The following is a 16398-nucleotide window of genomic DNA, read 5'->3' as shown; positions in this document are numbered from 1 at the left end:
TGTTCGGTCTGTCACGACTGGCTGGCGTAGCAAACTACATTGCAGTAGCCATTGTTGGCATTCTGCTGAGGTTCACCCCCAGCGTGGTCATGGGATATTTTGTGGTAACGACAACCACGGTCAGCGAATTTGTTGCGGCGATGGAACGGCTCCACCTGCCGCAGCAGATCACCATTCCTATGTCTGTGATGTTTCGCTTCTTTCCCACGGTTGCGGAAGAATGGAGCGCTATTGGGGACGCCATGCGGATGCGTGGCGTCCGCTTTGGTGGTGGAAAAGTCGGTGCGATTTTAGAGTATCGGATTGTCCCCATGATAATCTGCTCCGTCAAAATCGGAGAGGAACTGTCCCAGGCAGCCCTTACGCGGGGATTGGGAGGCCCGGTAAAACGGACGAATATCTGTAAGCTGGGTTTTCATGTGCAGGATGTTATTTTCCTGCTGATCTGTCTGGGAGCATTTGCAGCGCAAATCTATGTGCTTGCCGCAAGGGGGTGAAGGAAATGATTGAATGTCAAGATGTGTCCTTTTCTTATCCTGCCAGTACCCTTCCCGACAGTGAGAGGCAGGCTGGTGACGCTTTGAAACATATTTCCTGCACTATTGAGGACGGTTCTTTTGTCCTGCTCTGCGGGACTTCCGGCTGTGGGAAAACAACCATGACCCGGTTGTTTAACGGCTTGATCCCCCATTATCATGAGGGGACTTATACCGGCTCCGTCTATCTGGATGGAAAGGATACCCGTGACCTGTCACTGTTTGATATTTCTCTGAAAGTCGGTTCTGTATTTCAAAATCCGCGTTCTCAGTTTTTCAATGTGGACACGACCAGCGAACTGGCTTTCGGCCCAGAGAATCACGGCATAGCGGAAGATCTTGTGCGTGACCGTGTAAAGCGTGTAGCTGCACAGCTAAAGTTGGAGCCGCTGCTTGATAGAAGTATTTTTTCTTTGTCCGGCGGTGAAAAGCAAAAAATCGCCTGCGGATCGGCAGCGGCGATTGACCCGGATATTTATGTGCTTGATGAGCCATCATCCAACCTTGACGCATACGCTATCGCTGATTTCCGGCAGCTTCTCTTTACTTTGAAATCGCAGGGAAAGACCATCATCATCTCTGAACACCGGCTGTATTATCTGTCCGGCCTCTTTGACCGTGTCCTGTACCTGAAAGATGGAGAAATTGACGGTGATTATACAGCAGAGGAATTTTGCGGCCTGTCGGTAAAACAGCGCGACGATATGGGATTGCGTCCTCTTGACCTTGCGGGGCTTTCAGAAGTTGAAGGCCCGCCGCAGAGAACGAATGAGGCGGTTTGGACGATAAAGAATGTATCTTTCGCCTATAAGCATGAGCCGGAAACCTTGCATATAACGGAAACCTCTTTCCCATCCGGCAGCGCCACGGCCATCATCGGACATAATGGTGCGGGAAAATCCACCTTTGCCCGGTGCCTCTGCGGGTTGGAAAAGCACTTCAAAGGAACGGTGCAGGATCAGAGCAAGAACTATTCCAGAAAAGAACGATTGAAACTCTGTTATATGGTCATGCAGGATGTAAACCACCAGCTCTTTACCGAAAGTGTTCTGGATGAAATTCTGCTCAGTATGAGAACCGAGAATAAGCAAAGGGCAAGAGAAATCTTAAAGGAGATGGACTTGCTTTCCTTTGAGGACTGCCACCCGATGGGACTGTCCGGCGGTCAAAAGCAGCGCGTGGCGGTTGCCTCTGCGATTGCTTCGGAACGCCCTCTGATTTTATTTGATGAACCGACCAGCGGCCTTGACCTGTTTCACATGAGGCAGGTTGCCAATGTTGTCAATCAGGTGGCAAATGCCGGAAGAACCGCGCTTGTGGTAACGCATGACCCGGAATTTATTCTACGCTGCTGCAATTATGTCCTTCACTTAGAAAACGGGCAAATTCAGGAAAGCTATTCCATAGAGGACAGCAATGGCCGAAAACGCCTGCTAAAGTTTTTCCTGAGTGATATGAAGAAGGAGGTGTCCACAGAATGAAGGAGGAAAAGAAAGAGTCGCCCATAGGCGTCTTATGGGGATGGGGCAAACTTTATCATGGAAAATTCATCGGCAGTATTATCCTTGCAGTATTAGGCGTGGCCTGCCAGATGGTGCCCTATTTCTGCGTGGCGCATATTGTCACAATGATGTTGTCTGGGGAACAGAATTTTTCCCGCTATGTGACCGCTGGCATTATTGCATTGTGCGGCTACTTTGGGAAAGTGCTGTTTTCCAGTCTTTCTACAACGATTTCCCACACGGCGACCTATTACACGCTGCGCGATCTGCGGGAGAATATCACCGCAAAGCTGGCCCGCGTCCCGATGGGGACGATTTTAGATACTCCGTCCGGCCAGTACAAAACGACGATTGTTGACCGGGTGGAGGGAATGGAGCCGACCTTTGCACACCTGATCCCGGAAATGACCGCAAATGTGCTGGTTCCCATTGTGATTGTCGTGTACCTGCTTATTCTGGATTGGCGTATGGCGCTTTTGTCCCTTGTCACTCTCGTGGTGGGCCTTGTGGTTATGTCCGCCGGTATGAAAAACTATCCCGTCAAGTGGGAGGGTGCTGTCAAGGCAGGCAAGCAGATGACAGACGCCATCGTGGAATATATCGGAGGCATTGAGGTGGTGAAAGCGTTCAGCCAATCCGCCGGTTCCTACAAAAAATATTCTGACGCGGTGAATTACAACGCCAACTACTATGTGGACTGGATGCGGGAAAATCAGAAAACCATGAGCGCCTATAACGCCATCCTGCCCTCAGTGCTGATCTGCGTGCTGCCCTGCGGCTTCGCATTCTGGCTCTCCGGCAGTCTGGAGCTTTCCACCTTCCTGTCCATTGTGATTTTCTCGCTGGGGCTGATCGGGCCGATTATTGCGGCCTTTACCTTTACGGACGATTTGGCCGTACTGGGGACAAATGTGGAAGAAATCAGCCAGCTTCTGAACGCCGAAGAACTGAACCATAAAGAAACGCCGATCAAGCTGGAAGATACCGGCATTTCTCTTAGGTCTGTGTCGTTTTCCTATGACGGGACAACAGAGGTTTTGCATGATGTGAATCTCGCCATCCACCCCGGAACCATGACCGCCCTTGTAGGGCCGTCCGGCTCCGGCAAGTCTACGGTGGCGAAGCTGATTGCCGGGTATTGGGATGTTACATCCGGCAGTATTACGCTCGGCGGCCATGAGCTGAAGGATATGCCGCTGTCTGAAATCGCAGACCAGATTTCCTATGTATCTCAGGACAACTACCTGTTTAACCGCAGTATCCGGGAGAATATCCGCATGGGAAGGCCCGGTGCCACGGACGCAGAGGTGGAACAGGCAGCCAAACAAAGCGGCTGCGACGCCTTTATCCGCAAGCTGGATAATGGCTATGATACGGTTGTCGGCAGCGCCGGTTCCCATCTTTCCGGCGGTGAACGCCAGCGGATTGCCATCGCCCGCGCCATGCTGAAAAATGCGCCGGTTGTCATTTTGGACGAGGCAACTGCCTATATCGACCCAGAGAATGAGGCGCTGGTGCAGAAAGCCATTTCCACTTTAACTGTCGGCAAGACCCTGATTGTGATCGCACACCGGCTGTCTACCATTGTTGGCGCAGATAACATCGTTGTGGTGAAGGATGGCACCATCCACGCACAGGGTACGCATGAGAAGCTGCTGGAAACCTGCCCCCTCTACCGGGATATGTGGCAGGCGCACATCGGCGCGAAAGACCAGATGTAAGGGGGTGTTGTCAGATGTATGGAACATTGAAAAAAATCTTTGCTTTTGCAGGCAGCAAAAAGGGGCTTCTAAAAAAATCCCTGTTATTCTCATTCCTGTCCGGGCTGTTTTCAGCCATGCAGTTTGCCGCCCTCTTTGTAGTGATCGGCGCGTTAGTATCTGACAACCGGGACGGAAAGTTTATCTGCATTTCGCTGGGAATTATGGCCGTTTCCCTCATTGGGCGTATCATCACGACCTATTTTTCCACGATGGAGCAGACGGAAACTGGCTATTGCATGGTAGCGGAAAAGCGTATCCACATCGGAGATCGGCTGCGCTACATCCCGATGGGCTACTTCAACAAGAATAGTATCGGGAATATTACCGCCATTGTCACAACAACTTTGGGTGATGTAGAGAACTCAGCAGCCCGTGTCCTGGTGTCAGTGCTGGGCGGTTTTTTCAACTCGGTTGCCCTCGTCATCGTCCTGTTGGTATTTGACTGGCGGATCGGTCTTGTGGCCGCAGCCGGTGTCCTGATTTACCTTGCGGCGGCGGAACTGGCGCTTCGCAAATCTGCCGCGCTCAGCGGGGTACGCCAGCACACACAGGAGTCCCTTGTGGAGTCTGTGTTGGAGTACATTCAGGGGATGGGGATTGTCAAAGCATTTGGACTGGAACGGGACAGCACGCAGTCTATTGGCAGTGCAATTAAGGCGAGCTGCCGGGATAACCTGAAACTGACAAAGGCCAGCGTTCCCTATGACGCTATCAAACAGGCTGTTGTCCGAGTGTTCAGCGTCCTGCTGCTTTTGGCCTCGGTCTGGTTCTGGCTGGATGGCTCTCTGACGCTGGCCTATGGTCTGATTTTGGTGATTGCTTCTTTCATGGTGTTCAACGATTTGGAGAACGCCGGGAATATGGCCTCTTTGCTGCAAATGCTGGCGGCCTCGATGGATACGGCAAACTCCATTGATGACACGCCGGTAATGGACGAGAAAGGCGCTGATATTACGCCGAAGTCCAGCGAGATCGTGTTTAACAAGGTGGATTTTTCCTACGCAGACCGTAAGATATTAGATCAGGTCAGCTTTACCATTCCCGAAAAAACGACTACGGCCATTGTCGGCCCTTCCGGGGCAGGAAAGACAACGATGTGCAACCTGATTGCCCGTTTTTGGGATGTGAATGCCGGGAAGATTACCATAGGCGGTACGGATGTACGGGATTTCAAGCTGGACAGCCTGATGAAGAATATCTCGATGGTGTTCCAGAGCGTGTACCTATTTGCAGATACGATTGAGAACAATATCAAGTTTGGCTGCCCGGATGCTACCCATGAACAAGTGGTTGAAGCGGCGAAAAAGGCTTGCTGCCATAACTTTATTTCTGCCCTGCCGGATGGCTATGACACCGTGATTGGCGAGGGAGGCGGTACTTTGTCCGGCGGCGAGAAACAGCGGATTTCCATCGCCCGCGCCATGCTGAAGGACGCACCTATCATCATTTTGGACGAGGCAACAAGCAGCGTTGACCCGGAGAATGAGGATGAATTGCAGCGGGCTATCGAGGCATTGACCCATGACAAGACCATCATCATGATTGCCCACCGTCTGAAAACCGTCCGCAACGCCGATCAGATCCTTGTACTGGACAACGCTCATATCGTCCAGCGCGGCACTCATGCGGAGCTGATCCAGCAAAAGGGACTGTATGCCGATTTTGTATCGGCCAGACAGGAGGCCATCGGCTGGAAGCTGGCTCAGTAAAGGAGGTTCAGATGAAACTTCATGCGTCCGGGGAGGACTACCTGGAAACCATCCTTGTTCTCCAAAAGAAACGCGGTATGGTGTGCTCCGTAGATGTGGCCCGGCACATGGAGGTGTCAAAGCCCAGCGTGTGCCATGCAGTGGCTACCTTGCGGGACGGCGGCTTTCTTATAATGGACGAAGATTACTTTCTCCATCTGACCGATGTGGGCCGCGAGGTAGCCGAAAAAATCTACGAGCGTCACTGCTTCTTTACCGAGCAGCTTATCACCGCAGGCGTTGACCTAAAAACTGCGGAGGCCGTTTCGGTGCAGATCAAAGCGGCTGAAAAACGCATGGCAGAGATTGCTGTTCTGCGTACTCACATTGTAAATTATGCCAAGACCCGTGAGGTCTATGTGGCATACCGCAAGGCAGGCTACTCTAAGAAATTCCGGGAAGAACATGAGGAAGAAATTCTGATCCACCAGGCGGCAAAGAATGCCTTTGATGAGATGGGTGTCAAGAAGCTGCCCAAGGTCAAAGAGTTGCAGACAGAGTACACGAAATCTGCTGGAAGAAAAGAAAAAGACCTATGCCGAGTACCGGCGTTCCCGTGAGGAAATGCGGGAGCTTTTAACGGCAAAGGCCAATGTGGATCGGGTCCTGAAAATGGAGGTAGGAACAGGATGTTGAACAAGAAAAAGACCACGGCCAGCGGTAAGCTGGTCCTGGTCAAAAGCGTTCGCAGAACGCGCAGCCACAGAATGAAATTCTGTGTTCAAAGGGGCTTGGGGGCGCTGCCCTCAACAAGCAAGCGGAGAGGAAAATCACGGAGGGATTTTGCACTCTGCGGGTCGGTGTGTATTAACACCGGCATTGCTTGCCGGTATTACCCCTGAATCGGAATAATTTTGGAACAACCACCGTTCTCACTATTCCGCATGATGGAGACGGCGGGCGTCATTGAGGAAGTGAAAGCCCGTGACCCCATGCGCTGGGTGGGCCTGATGAACACGCTGAAAGCGCAGGCGGAGGAAATCGTGCTGACAGAGCTGATTTATCAATAATTTTGCAAGCGGAGGCTGCTACTTGCGGCCTCTGTTTGTTTTGCAATTCCGCCATATCTTTTCCTTGAGCTTTTATCCTAAATGAAATATAAAGAATATGTTGTCAGAGGTTGACGAGAGCAAAAAAACAATTTAACATATAATTAGTTACCGCTAACCAAAAAGGAGGAAGATATGAGTGAAAGAGTTACATGGAACAGAATGGTACGGTGAATATGCTACGCTAACTGATGAACATAATGATTATGTTCAAATCGAATATAAATGTAATGGAACAGGTCGTCTCTATGACTACACTCTTTTCCCTGGTATTGACTTAATTTTTATGGATTTTAACTGCTCAGATACATTCCATGAGCCTATTCCTCATAAGAATATCATCGAAATCCGTCATTACCAAAAAGGACGCGTTGAGTTTGAGCTAAGAAATAATAAAGTTTTCCACATGAAAGAGGGAGAATTTTGCATCAATGCCCTTGCTAATATTCCTGCGGCCTATTCCTTTCCCTTTGGATATAGTGTAGGACTAAGCTGTGTGATTGATAAGGATTCTGTCGATGTGGAAACACAACAGATTTTTTCGTACTACAACATTGACGTTCTAAATCTCGGACGAGAATTGGAATTAGAAAAAAAGTGGTTTTTATGTCGGACACCACAGCGGTTGTTACATATCTTTGAAGAATTGTATGCTGCAAAAGGTGTTGAAGGGCGAGATTATTTCCGTATCAAATTATTGGAACTCTTTTATCATATCAAACAACTGCGGATTGAAGATCAATATGAGGCTACATATTATGCCAAAGAACAAATTGAAATCATCAAACGCCTCCGTCAAGAGCTTATAGAAAACCTCGACAAAAAAATATCCATAGAAGAACTTTTGCGAAAGGAGCCAATGAGCAAGGTCACATTTCAAGCTATTTTCAAACAGATTTATGGCGATACGCCCTATGCACATATCAAAAAGTATAAAATGAATCTTGCGGCTGTTTATTTGCAGGAAACAGATCAATCAATCACTCACATAGCTGGTGAACTTGGTTATTCAAATATTAGTAAGTTTGCGAGGGCTTTTCAAGAAGCGTTTGGAATGCTTCCAAAGGATTACCGTAAAGCAAAAAAGTGATTTAACTTTTGGGCTGTTTTCTTGATTTACTTTACCCTTTGGAGTAGTTAGAGACTGCAAACCGGTGTAAAATGACAACGTAGTTAGATATTGCTAACTACACTGTCATTTTATTTTAAGGAGGTTTCAAAGATGGAACAAACGGTGAAGAAAAAGTTTGGCATTCGCGATATTATGACGATTGCCGCAATGATGGTCATCAATTTCGCAATTGCAATGGTGATTGGTGCGGTTACATTGCCTTTCCCAGCAGTATATTTATACGGCTCTGCTGGTATTGATGCCTTTATTGGAGCAACATTTTATTTGGTTGCGGCAAATCGCATTAACAAACACGGATTGTTGTTTGCTTGGGCTACGGTTTATGGACTAATCCAAGGTGTTATGGGTTATATGTTCTTGGTTCCCTATTTCTTGATTGTAGCCCTCATTGCCGAGTTATGCATGGTTGGCAAGAATACATACCGAAGTGCAGTTCGCAACCGAATTGGCTGGATGGTCAACTCAATCGGAAATTTTGTAGGCTGTGCCGTACCGCTGTGGTGGTCTTGGGACAGCTATCAGGAAATGGCAGCAAGCAGCGGTTTTGATGCAAATACTCTGAATATGCAGTTCTCTATGGTGACTTCTCCGGCACTGATGCTTCTGGGTATTGCCATTACTGCGGTTCTTGCCATCCTTGGTACATTGTTCGGCCAGCGGTTGCTCAGAAAGCATTTCCAAAAAGCGGGCATTGTAGGATGATGGCCGAAGAAAAAAAGCAAAGACGGATTGACCGGATCGATGGGCGCACAGTTTTTTTCCTGACGCTGTGCGCCTGTATCGTGACCTTTTTTGCAACAAGTTTTTTAGGGCATGGGATTTTTACCTTTTGGATTTTTTTGATCCTTTGCTGGTTCGGCTTATATAAACAGGCCCTGGGATGCTTTGCGGTCTATTTAGTGGCGATTGTATGGCTGATGATTGAGACGAAATATCAGATCAGCATCCCCTCTCCGCTGCTACTCAGCATGATTTACAAGCTGTTGCTTCCCGCTATGCCTGCTTATCTTCTGGCGAAAATCCCGTCCGGGAAATTGACAGCCAGCTTGAGGAAAATGCCGATCCCCACCCGTATCATGCTTGTTTTGATCGTCATGCTCCGCTTTGCTCCGACTGTGCTGCATGAATTTGGAGAAGTCAGGGAAGCCATGAAAATCCGTGGCTTCTTAAAATCGGTTGGCAATGTTTTGAGGCATCCGATGGACACGTTGGAATACGCCATTGTTCCGATGGTGTTCCGCTCCTTAAAGATTGCGGACGAGTTAGCCGCTTCTGCCATTGTCAGGGGAATTGAAAGCCCCTACAAGAAAGAAAGCTACTATGTCAGCCGGATCGCTGCGCTGGATTACTTTTTGATTGTTGTCAGCGTGGGAGCTGCCGTGTGCTGCTGTCTTTTATAGGAGGAATGGAATGGGAAAAGAAATTATGATCCGTGACCTGACCTTTTCCTATGGCGGGAACGGAAATCAACTGGAACACATATCGTTAGACATTGCCGCTGGGGAGGTCATTGTTATGACCGGCCCATCAGGGAGCGGGAAAAGCTCTTTGACGAGAGTGATTAACGGCCTGATCCCCTACTTTTACGAGGGGGAATTGAGCGGAGAGGTTTTTGTGGACGGAAAACCGCTGAAAGAGATTCCGTCCTGGGAGCGCGGCAAAATCGCAGGGAATGTATTTCAAGACCCCAGGAGCCAGTTTTTTGCCAATGAGGTAGCTGGTGAGATTGCTTTCGGCTGTGAGAACTATGGGTATTCCCATGAGGACATTCAGAACCATGTTCACCGGGCAGCGGCAGACATCAAAATTCAGGACATTCTGGATCACAGTCTGCACAGCCTGTCTTATGGGATGCGCCAGAAAGTTGCGATTGCGTCTGCGGAGGCGATTGACCCGGAAATCTATGTCATGGATGAACCGTCTGCCAATCTGGATATTGCATCTACCTACCGCTTTGCAGACATTATCCGCGATTTGAAACAGCAGGGAAAAACCATCATCATAGCGGAACACCGGCTTTATTATCTGATGGATCTGGCAGACCGCTTCCTGTGTGTGCAGAAAGGGAAAATTGTGCGGGAATTTACCGCGCAGCAGATGAAAGCCCTGTCCAATGAGGAGATCCGGGTGCTGGGGCTTCGCACTCCTGACCTGCACCAGATCGAGCAGGCGGAAATCCCATCTGCGGCAACCAGCGAGGTTGTTCTGGAAGTGAAAAAGCTGAACCACTCTTTTGGTGAGACGATTGTGGCAAAGGATATTGACTTTCAATGCTGCAAGGGAGAAGTGGTAGCCCTGATTGGCCCTAACGGGACGGGCAAAAGCACCATAGGACGAATCCTGGCAGGGCTATTGAAAGAGAAATCCGGCGAAGTCGTTTTGTTCGGAAAGCATTGCAGACCGAAAGGCCGCTTGGGAAAGGTCTGGTACATTCCTCAGGATTTAGACAGCCAGCTTTTCGGTGAGGACTTGCTTGACGAATTGACTACCGGCGCAGAAGTCAACCCGGAGCGGAAACAAGCGGCGGAAGAAATCCTGGAGGCCCTGGAACTGACGCCATTCATCAAACAGCATCCCTCTACGCTGTCAGGAGGGCAAAAGCAGCGGCTGGCTCTTGGCGTGGCTCTAATGCACGAAGCGCCGATCATCGTACTGGATGAACCGACAAGCGGGCTGGACGGTACGAATATGCGGAATGTCAGCCGGATGATCCGCAAGCTGGCAAAGATGGGGCGCACCATTATCGTCATTACCCATGACGCGGAGTGTGCGCTTGCCTGCTGTGAGCGGGCAATACGCCTGGAGAACGGCTGCATTACCGATGATTTTCAAATCAGAGGCGCAGAGCTTCTTTTAGACAAAATTGGATATGACAAAAAGGAGGGTTAGAAATGGCACAGCAAAACGAGAAGCAGCCGAAAGCGAAAACCGGACTGGCACGCTGCCTGGAGCTGGCTTCCGGCCATAAAGGGCTGGTGTTCCTGGCAGGTTTTTTGGCGGCGCTGGCTGCGATCTGTTCTTTTGTACCGTACTTATCAATCTACTACATCATTCGGGAAATCCTGTTTGTTTACCCGGATATGTCGCTCTTGAATGTTTCCACGATTTCGACCTGGGGATGGCTGGCCCTGGCTGGAATTTTGGGGAACATCGTATTTTACTTTTTTGCCCTGTTGTGTTCCCACGTTGCGGCGTTTGGAACGCTTTATGAATTGAAGGTGGCCTTTGCCGACCACATCATGCAGATTCCCCTTGGGTATCATCTGACCCTGGGCAGCGGCAAAATGAGAAAGATCATGGACGAAAACATTGAAAGCGTTGAGAAATTCATCGCTCACCAGCTCCCGGACTTTGTGGCCTCGCTGGTCGCACCGCTTGTTCTGGTCATCATTCTTCTCGGAATTGACTGGCGGTATGGAGTGGTTTGCCTGGTCGGTATTGTTCTGGCCTTTATCGTGCAGTTTGCGGGCTTCAACGGAGAAGCAAAGGAAAAAATGCACCGTTTCCAGACCGCTCAGGAAAACATGAACAGCGCCTCCGTAGAATATGTGCGCGGTATGTCGGAGATCAAAGCATTTAATCAGACCGCCGATTCCTTTAAGCGGTTGAGCAAATCCATTACAGACTATACCTCTTTCGTGTTGGAATACGCATTGGGCTGGCAGAACTGTATGCCTGCTTTTACCACAATCATCAACAATATTTATCTGCTTTTGATTCCGGTGGGTGTTCTGATCGGGATGCATACTACGGATTTCAGGGAGTATTCGCTGACATTCATTTTCTACCTGATTATTGTCCATGCGATTTCCGGTGTTCTGAATAAGATCATGTATATCTCGGAGTCCTTTACGCAGATTGACGGCAGCGTGGAGCGTATGGATGAAATCCTGCGTATCCCGGTCCTGCCCGAAAAGAGTACGGCGGCAAGCAATCGAAAACTATGGGATTGCTTTCCGGGATGTCAGCTTTTCCTACGAAGCCGATTCCCAGGTCAAGGCCCTGTCTCATGTTTCTTTCTTTGCGGATCAGGGCAAGGTGACAGCCATTGTCGGCCCCTCCGGTGGCGGTAAGAGTACCATCGCCAGCCTGATCTCCCGGTTTTATGATGTGACGGACGGAAGTATTCAGATCGGCGGCGTTGACATTCGGGACATTCCGCTGGATGCGCTGATGGATAAGGTCAGCTTCGTATTTCAGGATACGTTCCTGTTCAAGCAGAGCATCCTGGATAACATCCGTATGGGAAATCCAGATGCTACGGAAGAACAGGTGATTGCGGCGGCAAAGGCTGCAAGATGCCATGAATTTATTGAGCAGCTTCCGAACGGGTATCAGACTGTAATCGGCAGCACCGGCGTCCATCTTTCCGGTGGTGAGCGCCAGCGGATTGCCATTGCAAGGGCTATCGTAAAAGACGCGCCCATTATCGTTCTGGACGAGGCAACTGCGTTCAGTGATCCGGAGAACGAGTACCTGATTCAAAAAGCCTTTGAAAAGCTGATTCAGAATAAAACGGTTGTAATGATCGCCCATCGCCTGTCTACGATTCGTAATGCTGACCAGATCCTTGTCATGGAAAAGGGCTGTCTGATTGAATCCGGCACCCATGACGAGCTGCTGAAGAAGGACGGAAAATACGCGCAGATGTGGAGCAGCTATACGGAGTCGATCAACTGGAAAATTGGCACAGGAAAGGCGGTGTGATCTATGAGTAAGCTGAAAGAAAAGTTAATGCTGTCGGAGAAAGGCTACTCCGACCTGAAAAAAGCGATTACGGCCTGCACAATCACCAATATCGCGCTGTTGCTTCCGTCTATGGTAGCCTGCCTGCTCTTTTGGGAGTTGTTAAAGCCATTTACTGGAGAAGCAATTTCGTGGGCCGCATTGTGGAAGCTGCTGGGCCTAGGGCTGGTGGCAGCTATTCTGGTATTCCTGGCCGCGAAAAACGATTATAGGAAAACCTATATTGCTTCCTATAAGGAGGCCAGCACGACCAGACTTCGGATCGCGGAGCATCTTCGCAAGCTCCCCATGAGCTTCTTTAACACAAAAGATTTGTCCGATATTACCACCAACATGATGGCAGATTGCAGCAGCATGGAATCCATGCTCAGCAGTACCATCCCGCCGCTGATTGCGAATATAATCTCTGTTACTCTGACTTGTATTTGTCTGGCGTTTTTTGATTGGCGCATGGCCCTTGCGATTTTCTGCACAATGCCGGTTACATTCCTTATCATCTTGGGCGGGCGCAAGCTGCAACTTCATCTGTTTGACAAACAGGTGGATGTGAAACTGGAGGCGTCCAGCCAGATTCAGGAATACCTGGAAGGTATTAAGATCATCAAATCTTGTGGTCTTGGCGGTTCCCGCTTTGATGCGTTGGATAAAGCACTCCAGGCCATGAGAAAAACCGCCATTAAAGTGGAACTGGCCTCCGGTATTCTGGTTCAGGGAGCCAGCCTGATCCTGCAAGCAGGGCTTGGCATTACTATTTTCATTGGAACGGTGCTGATAACCGGCGGCAAAATCGAATTGCTCCCTCTGCTGGTGCTGCTCATGTTCTCCACGCAGATTTACGGCCCAATCCTTGCCATTCTCTCACAGTTGACTTCTCTGTTTCATTTGGAGACTGTCACCAACCGTATGCGTACCCTGCTGACCACGCCCGCTATGGAGGGGGAGGATAAGGATGTATCCAAGTATGACATTGAACTGAAAAATGTCACTTTTGGATATAACCAGGACGATGTTATCAAGGATGTGTCTTTTTCTATTCCTGCTGGCAGCGTAACGGCCCTGGTAGGGCCTTCCGGCAGCGGCAAAAGCACGATTTCCAAACTGATCGCCCGCTTTTGGGATATAAGAAAAGGCCAGATTACCATTGGTGGTATGGATGTCAGCACCATTGAACCGGAACACCTGATGCGCTGTATGTCCTTTGTATTCCAGGATGTGACCCTGTTCAACGATACTGTTTTTAACAATATCCGTGTAGGCAATAGGAACGCTACCGAGGAGCAGGTCATGGCGGCGGCAAAGGCGGCATACTGTGACGAATTTATCCAGAGATTGCCGGACGGTTATCAGACTGTCCTTGGAGAAAACGGCAGCACTCTTTCTGGCGGAGAACGTCAGCGAATCTCCATTGCCCGCGCTCTGCTGAAAGATGCCCCGATTATTCTTCTTGATGAAGCAACAGCATCTCTTGACCCGGAGAACGAGGTTTTAATCCAGCGGGCCATTGCAAAGCTGGTGGAGGGTAAGACGGTCATTATGATTGCTCACCGGCTTCGTACCGTTGTGGATGCCGACCAAATTCTCGTTCTTGATAACGGCAGACTGGTGGAACACGGTACACATGATGAATTGATGAAAAAGAACGGATTGTACCATAAACTGTTCCATATCCAACAGGAGAGTCTTGGTTGGGCTGTGTAAATTGTTTTAGAAGGGAGATGTTCCATGAAACTTCATGCGTCCGGGGAGGACTATCTGGAAACCATCCTTGTTCTCCAGAAGAAAACGGGTATGGTACGCTCCGTAGATGTGGCCCGGCACATGGGAGTGTCAAAGCCAAGCGTATGTGTGGCAGTAAACACTTTGAAAGACGGCGGCTTTCTTACGATGGACGAAGATCACTTTCTCCATCTGACCGATGTGGGCCGCGAGGTGGCTGAAAAAATCTATGAGCGCCATTGCTTCTTTACCGAGCAGCTTATCGCAGCAGGCGTTGACCCCAGGATTGCGGAGGTCGACGCCTGCCGGATTGAACACATCATCAGCAACGAGAGCTTTTCGCGGCTGAAGGAGGCAGCTGCACAGGAGCAAGACTAAACTAAATATGCCAAGCTATCCTGCCTCGCCAGACGGGGAAAGAAAAAAACCGTTGCAGGGCAGGCAGCTTCGTGCGCTCATAATGGATTTTCAAAGACTGCGGCGGTTTTGAGTACATCAAGGCCGCCGTTCCTTATGCCCTCAACAAAGGAGTGACGCCTATACGCTGACACGGCGGCTTTAGGAGGGAGCCGCCGTGAAGCACATTGACTGCCGACAAATTCAGACGATATTTCACTACCGTCAAAAAAAGCCCAGTCAACGAACAGGCCCCGTCTGGCAGCCGGTGCTGATGACGAACTTTCCCATCATTCTGAACCGCCTGACCGGGATGTTCTCTGAGGACAGGTCGGAGTTTATTGCCAGCTTTGATGAGTATGACTTGCTTATCATTGACGATTTGGGTGTAGAGCGCAGTACCGAATATGCTATGGAGCAGATGTTTTTCGTCATCGACAGCCGCTATCGCAGCCGCAGACCCATGATTATCACAACAAACTTGAAACTGTCCGAGCTGAAAACCCCGCCTGATCTGGCCCACGCCCGTGCTGGTAAAGAAAATCGGAAAGACAACCTACAAGGTTCATGTCCATTTCAGCAATACCAGCACAGAAACCATGAGCGATAAAATCAAGCGTATGCTCAAAAATGAAAGTCAGCAGATGTGACAGACTGATAAACGAAGCCGCATTGTGCTAAACTGATGATGGTACACACCAAAATTTTTATCAAGGAGGACACGAAAATGCTTTACACAGAAAAAGAGAAGCATGAAATTGAACGGGTAAAGGAGGTCTTTGCGGAACATCTGCGGCAAAGCCCTGATTTTGAACTGCTCTGGTCGGACAAGGTAGGCTATGTCTGGCTGGCGATTGGCGTAAATCCAGTCTATGTGGATACCGGTATCAGAATCGAATCTGCCGCCGATCTCTGTTACAGGTGTTTGGACGATGTAGCTACGGATGTTTTGTATATGACGGGCAACGATCACGCGCTGGAAGCAGCCGATCCGCTGGAATTGGCCGAAATCAAGCGGCGCTGGGAGCCATATATCAACCAGCTACCAGACTACGCGTATCTCTGCAAAGACCTGCTGAATGGAAAAATGTAATCTATCAAACGAGGTGTCAGGAGCCATACAATGCTTCTGGCATCTTTTTTGTGGATTTTTTGTGAATTTGATTAAAAAGTCCTTGACAATTTGTCTCTGGCAAAACCGCTAAGTCGATTTTGACTTCCTGCGGTGCACGTCCTGCCGTATTTGATATTGCGGAGCTGCGCGAGGTTACATCCTACGATGAATTGGAACTGGATAAAGAAGATGACGAGCACTCCTGTGGATTTACCACAGGAGTTTTTCAGAATCAATAGAGACATATGGCAGGCATTGACTATAAAAGTTGGTGCTTCTTTTTTGACCCTTTTTCAAGAGCAGTTGACCTAATCCCCATTGCCACGTGTGATTAGTAGAAAAATGATTTTTTCTGCGAAAATACCGTCCAAATGCCCTCTGAAACCTGCTATTAGTGAGGGAATATTTCATTTTTGCGAAAAAACTTGCAAAAGGGGGGTTGGTAAATATACTTTCAAAAGCTTTATAGGTAGAGGAACAAAACTTTTTCATAATTTTTCAAAATCATGTCCGCTTTTAGCTCTCCCAATACAGAGTAAGTGAAGGGATTAACAAAAGTAAAAGAAAAAATGATAAAAATGCAAAAAAATATCACGAATTTTTTGCATCATGCCAAGTCATTTGACTTTAGTAAACAGAGGACGTTTTGGAATGTTCCTTCGCTGAACCTTGCTACGAAAATAAAACTCGTAGCCA

12 protein-coding genes and 5 pseudogenes are annotated in these 16398 nt (G+C 49.0%); all 17 read left to right on the top strand.

Going from position 1 to position 16398, the window contains the following annotated elements:
• Nucleotides 1-497, top strand: a 497-nt coding sequence (locus tag AC075L_RS12880) for an energy-coupling factor transporter transmembrane component T (RefSeq protein WP_476387777.1), incomplete at its 5' end; no start/stop codon positions are given.
• A 5-nt stretch (nucleotides 498-502) separates the two neighbouring features.
• Nucleotides 503-2017 carry an ABC transporter ATP-binding protein gene (locus AC075L_RS12875; protein ID WP_476387776.1) on the top strand — a complete coding sequence of 505 codons (1515 nt, stop codon included), beginning with the start codon at nucleotides 503-505 and terminating at the stop codon, nucleotides 2015-2017.
• Nucleotides 2014-3759, top strand: a complete 1746-nt coding sequence (locus tag AC075L_RS12870; RefSeq protein ID WP_476387775.1) for an ABC transporter ATP-binding protein — start codon at nucleotides 2014-2016, stop codon at nucleotides 3757-3759. Before AC075L_RS12875 ends, AC075L_RS12870 begins: the two co-directional genes overlap by 4 nt.
• 14 nt (nucleotides 3760-3773) lie before the next feature.
• Nucleotides 3774-5510 carry an ABC transporter ATP-binding protein gene (locus AC075L_RS12865; protein ID WP_476387774.1) on the top strand — a complete coding sequence of 579 codons (1737 nt, stop codon included), beginning with the start codon at nucleotides 3774-3776 and terminating at the stop codon, nucleotides 5508-5510.
• 11 nt (nucleotides 5511-5521) lie between these two features.
• Nucleotides 5522-5830: pseudogene (locus tag AC075L_RS12860) on the top strand (metal-dependent transcriptional regulator); the annotation flags it as partial.
• A pseudogene (locus tag AC075L_RS12855) lies at nucleotides 5813-6213 on the top strand (relaxase/mobilization nuclease domain-containing protein); the annotation flags it as partial. The pseudogenes AC075L_RS12860 and AC075L_RS12855, both read left to right, overlap by 18 nt.
• Nucleotides 6214-6433: 220 nt before the next feature.
• Nucleotides 6434-6559 (top strand): annotated as a pseudogene (locus AC075L_RS12850) (TnpV protein); the annotation flags it as partial.
• Nucleotides 6560-6737: 178 nt separating this feature from the next.
• Nucleotides 6738-7688, top strand: coding sequence for a helix-turn-helix transcriptional regulator (locus AC075L_RS12845; RefSeq protein ID WP_476387773.1), 951 nt, complete (start codon nucleotides 6738-6740; stop codon nucleotides 7686-7688).
• Nucleotides 7689-7820: 132 nt separating this feature from the next.
• Nucleotides 7821-8432 carry an MptD family putative ECF transporter S component gene (locus tag AC075L_RS12840; RefSeq protein ID WP_476387772.1) on the top strand — a complete coding sequence of 204 codons (612 nt, stop codon included), beginning with the start codon at nucleotides 7821-7823 and terminating at the stop codon, nucleotides 8430-8432.
• Nucleotides 8429-9130 carry an energy-coupling factor transporter transmembrane component T family protein gene (locus AC075L_RS12835; protein WP_476387771.1) on the top strand — a complete coding sequence of 234 codons (702 nt, stop codon included), beginning with the start codon at nucleotides 8429-8431 and terminating at the stop codon, nucleotides 9128-9130. The genes AC075L_RS12840 and AC075L_RS12835 overlap by 4 nt, the downstream gene beginning before the upstream one ends.
• Nucleotides 9131-9140: 10 nt before the next feature.
• Nucleotides 9141-10619, top strand: coding sequence for an ABC transporter ATP-binding protein (locus AC075L_RS12830; RefSeq protein WP_476387778.1), 1479 nt, complete (start codon nucleotides 9141-9143; stop codon nucleotides 10617-10619).
• 2 nt (nucleotides 10620-10621) lie between these two features.
• Nucleotides 10622-12437: pseudogene (locus AC075L_RS12825) on the top strand (ABC transporter ATP-binding protein).
• Between the two features lie 3 nt (nucleotides 12438-12440).
• On the top strand, nucleotides 12441-14174 hold the full coding sequence (locus AC075L_RS12820) for an ABC transporter ATP-binding protein (RefSeq protein ID WP_055058373.1): 1734 nt from the start codon (nucleotides 12441-12443) through the stop codon (nucleotides 14172-14174).
• A gap of 24 nt (nucleotides 14175-14198) precedes the next feature.
• A complete protein-coding gene (locus AC075L_RS12815) occupies nucleotides 14199-14570 on the top strand; it encodes a metal-dependent transcriptional regulator (RefSeq protein WP_476387770.1) in 372 nt (123 codons plus the stop codon).
• A gap of 283 nt (nucleotides 14571-14853) precedes the next feature.
• Nucleotides 14854-15117: pseudogene (locus AC075L_RS12810) on the top strand (ATP-binding protein); the annotation flags it as partial.
• Complete coding sequence (locus AC075L_RS12805) at nucleotides 15098-15238, top strand: transposon-encoded TnpW family protein (protein ID WP_119245074.1); 141 nt, start codon at nucleotides 15098-15100, stop codon at nucleotides 15236-15238. The pseudogene AC075L_RS12810 and the gene AC075L_RS12805, both read left to right, overlap by 20 nt.
• A 77-nt stretch (nucleotides 15239-15315) precedes the next feature.
• The gene (locus AC075L_RS12800; RefSeq protein ID WP_009589131.1) at nucleotides 15316-15681 is read left to right on the top strand and encodes a hypothetical protein; all 366 of its coding nucleotides are present in this window, start codon (nucleotides 15316-15318) and stop codon (nucleotides 15679-15681) included.
• The last annotated feature ends 717 nt before the right edge of the window (nucleotides 15682-16398 follow it).

The sequence above is a fragment of the Blautia sp. ZXY-1-B12 genome (assembly GCF_056339915.1).
The sequence above is the reverse complement of the archived record's forward strand: the minus strand, read 5'-3'. Positions and strand labels throughout refer to the sequence as shown.

What these genes read in the sequence shown, in the direction of transcription:
- AC075L_RS12870 (WP_476387775.1), top strand. Translation starts at nt 2,014, where the DNA reads ATGAAGGAGGAAAAGAAAGAGTCGCCCATAGGCGTCTTATGGGGATGG.
- AC075L_RS12875 (WP_476387776.1), top strand. Translation starts at nt 503, where the DNA reads ATGATTGAATGTCAAGATGTGTCCTTTTCTTATCCTGCCAGTACCCTT.
- AC075L_RS12865 (WP_476387774.1), top strand. Translation starts at nt 3,774, where the DNA reads ATGTATGGAACATTGAAAAAAATCTTTGCTTTTGCAGGCAGCAAAAAG.
- AC075L_RS12835 (WP_476387771.1), top strand. Translation starts at nt 8,429, where the DNA reads ATGATGGCCGAAGAAAAAAAGCAAAGACGGATTGACCGGATCGATGGG.
- AC075L_RS12820 (WP_055058373.1), top strand. Translation starts at nt 12,441, where the DNA reads ATGAGTAAGCTGAAAGAAAAGTTAATGCTGTCGGAGAAAGGCTACTCC.
- AC075L_RS12840 (WP_476387772.1), top strand. Translation starts at nt 7,821, where the DNA reads ATGGAACAAACGGTGAAGAAAAAGTTTGGCATTCGCGATATTATGACG.
- AC075L_RS12815 (WP_476387770.1), top strand. Translation starts at nt 14,199, where the DNA reads ATGAAACTTCATGCGTCCGGGGAGGACTATCTGGAAACCATCCTTGTT.
- AC075L_RS12830 (WP_476387778.1), top strand. Translation starts at nt 9,141, where the DNA reads ATGGGAAAAGAAATTATGATCCGTGACCTGACCTTTTCCTATGGCGGG.
- AC075L_RS12800 (WP_009589131.1), top strand. Translation starts at nt 15,316, where the DNA reads ATGCTTTACACAGAAAAAGAGAAGCATGAAATTGAACGGGTAAAGGAG.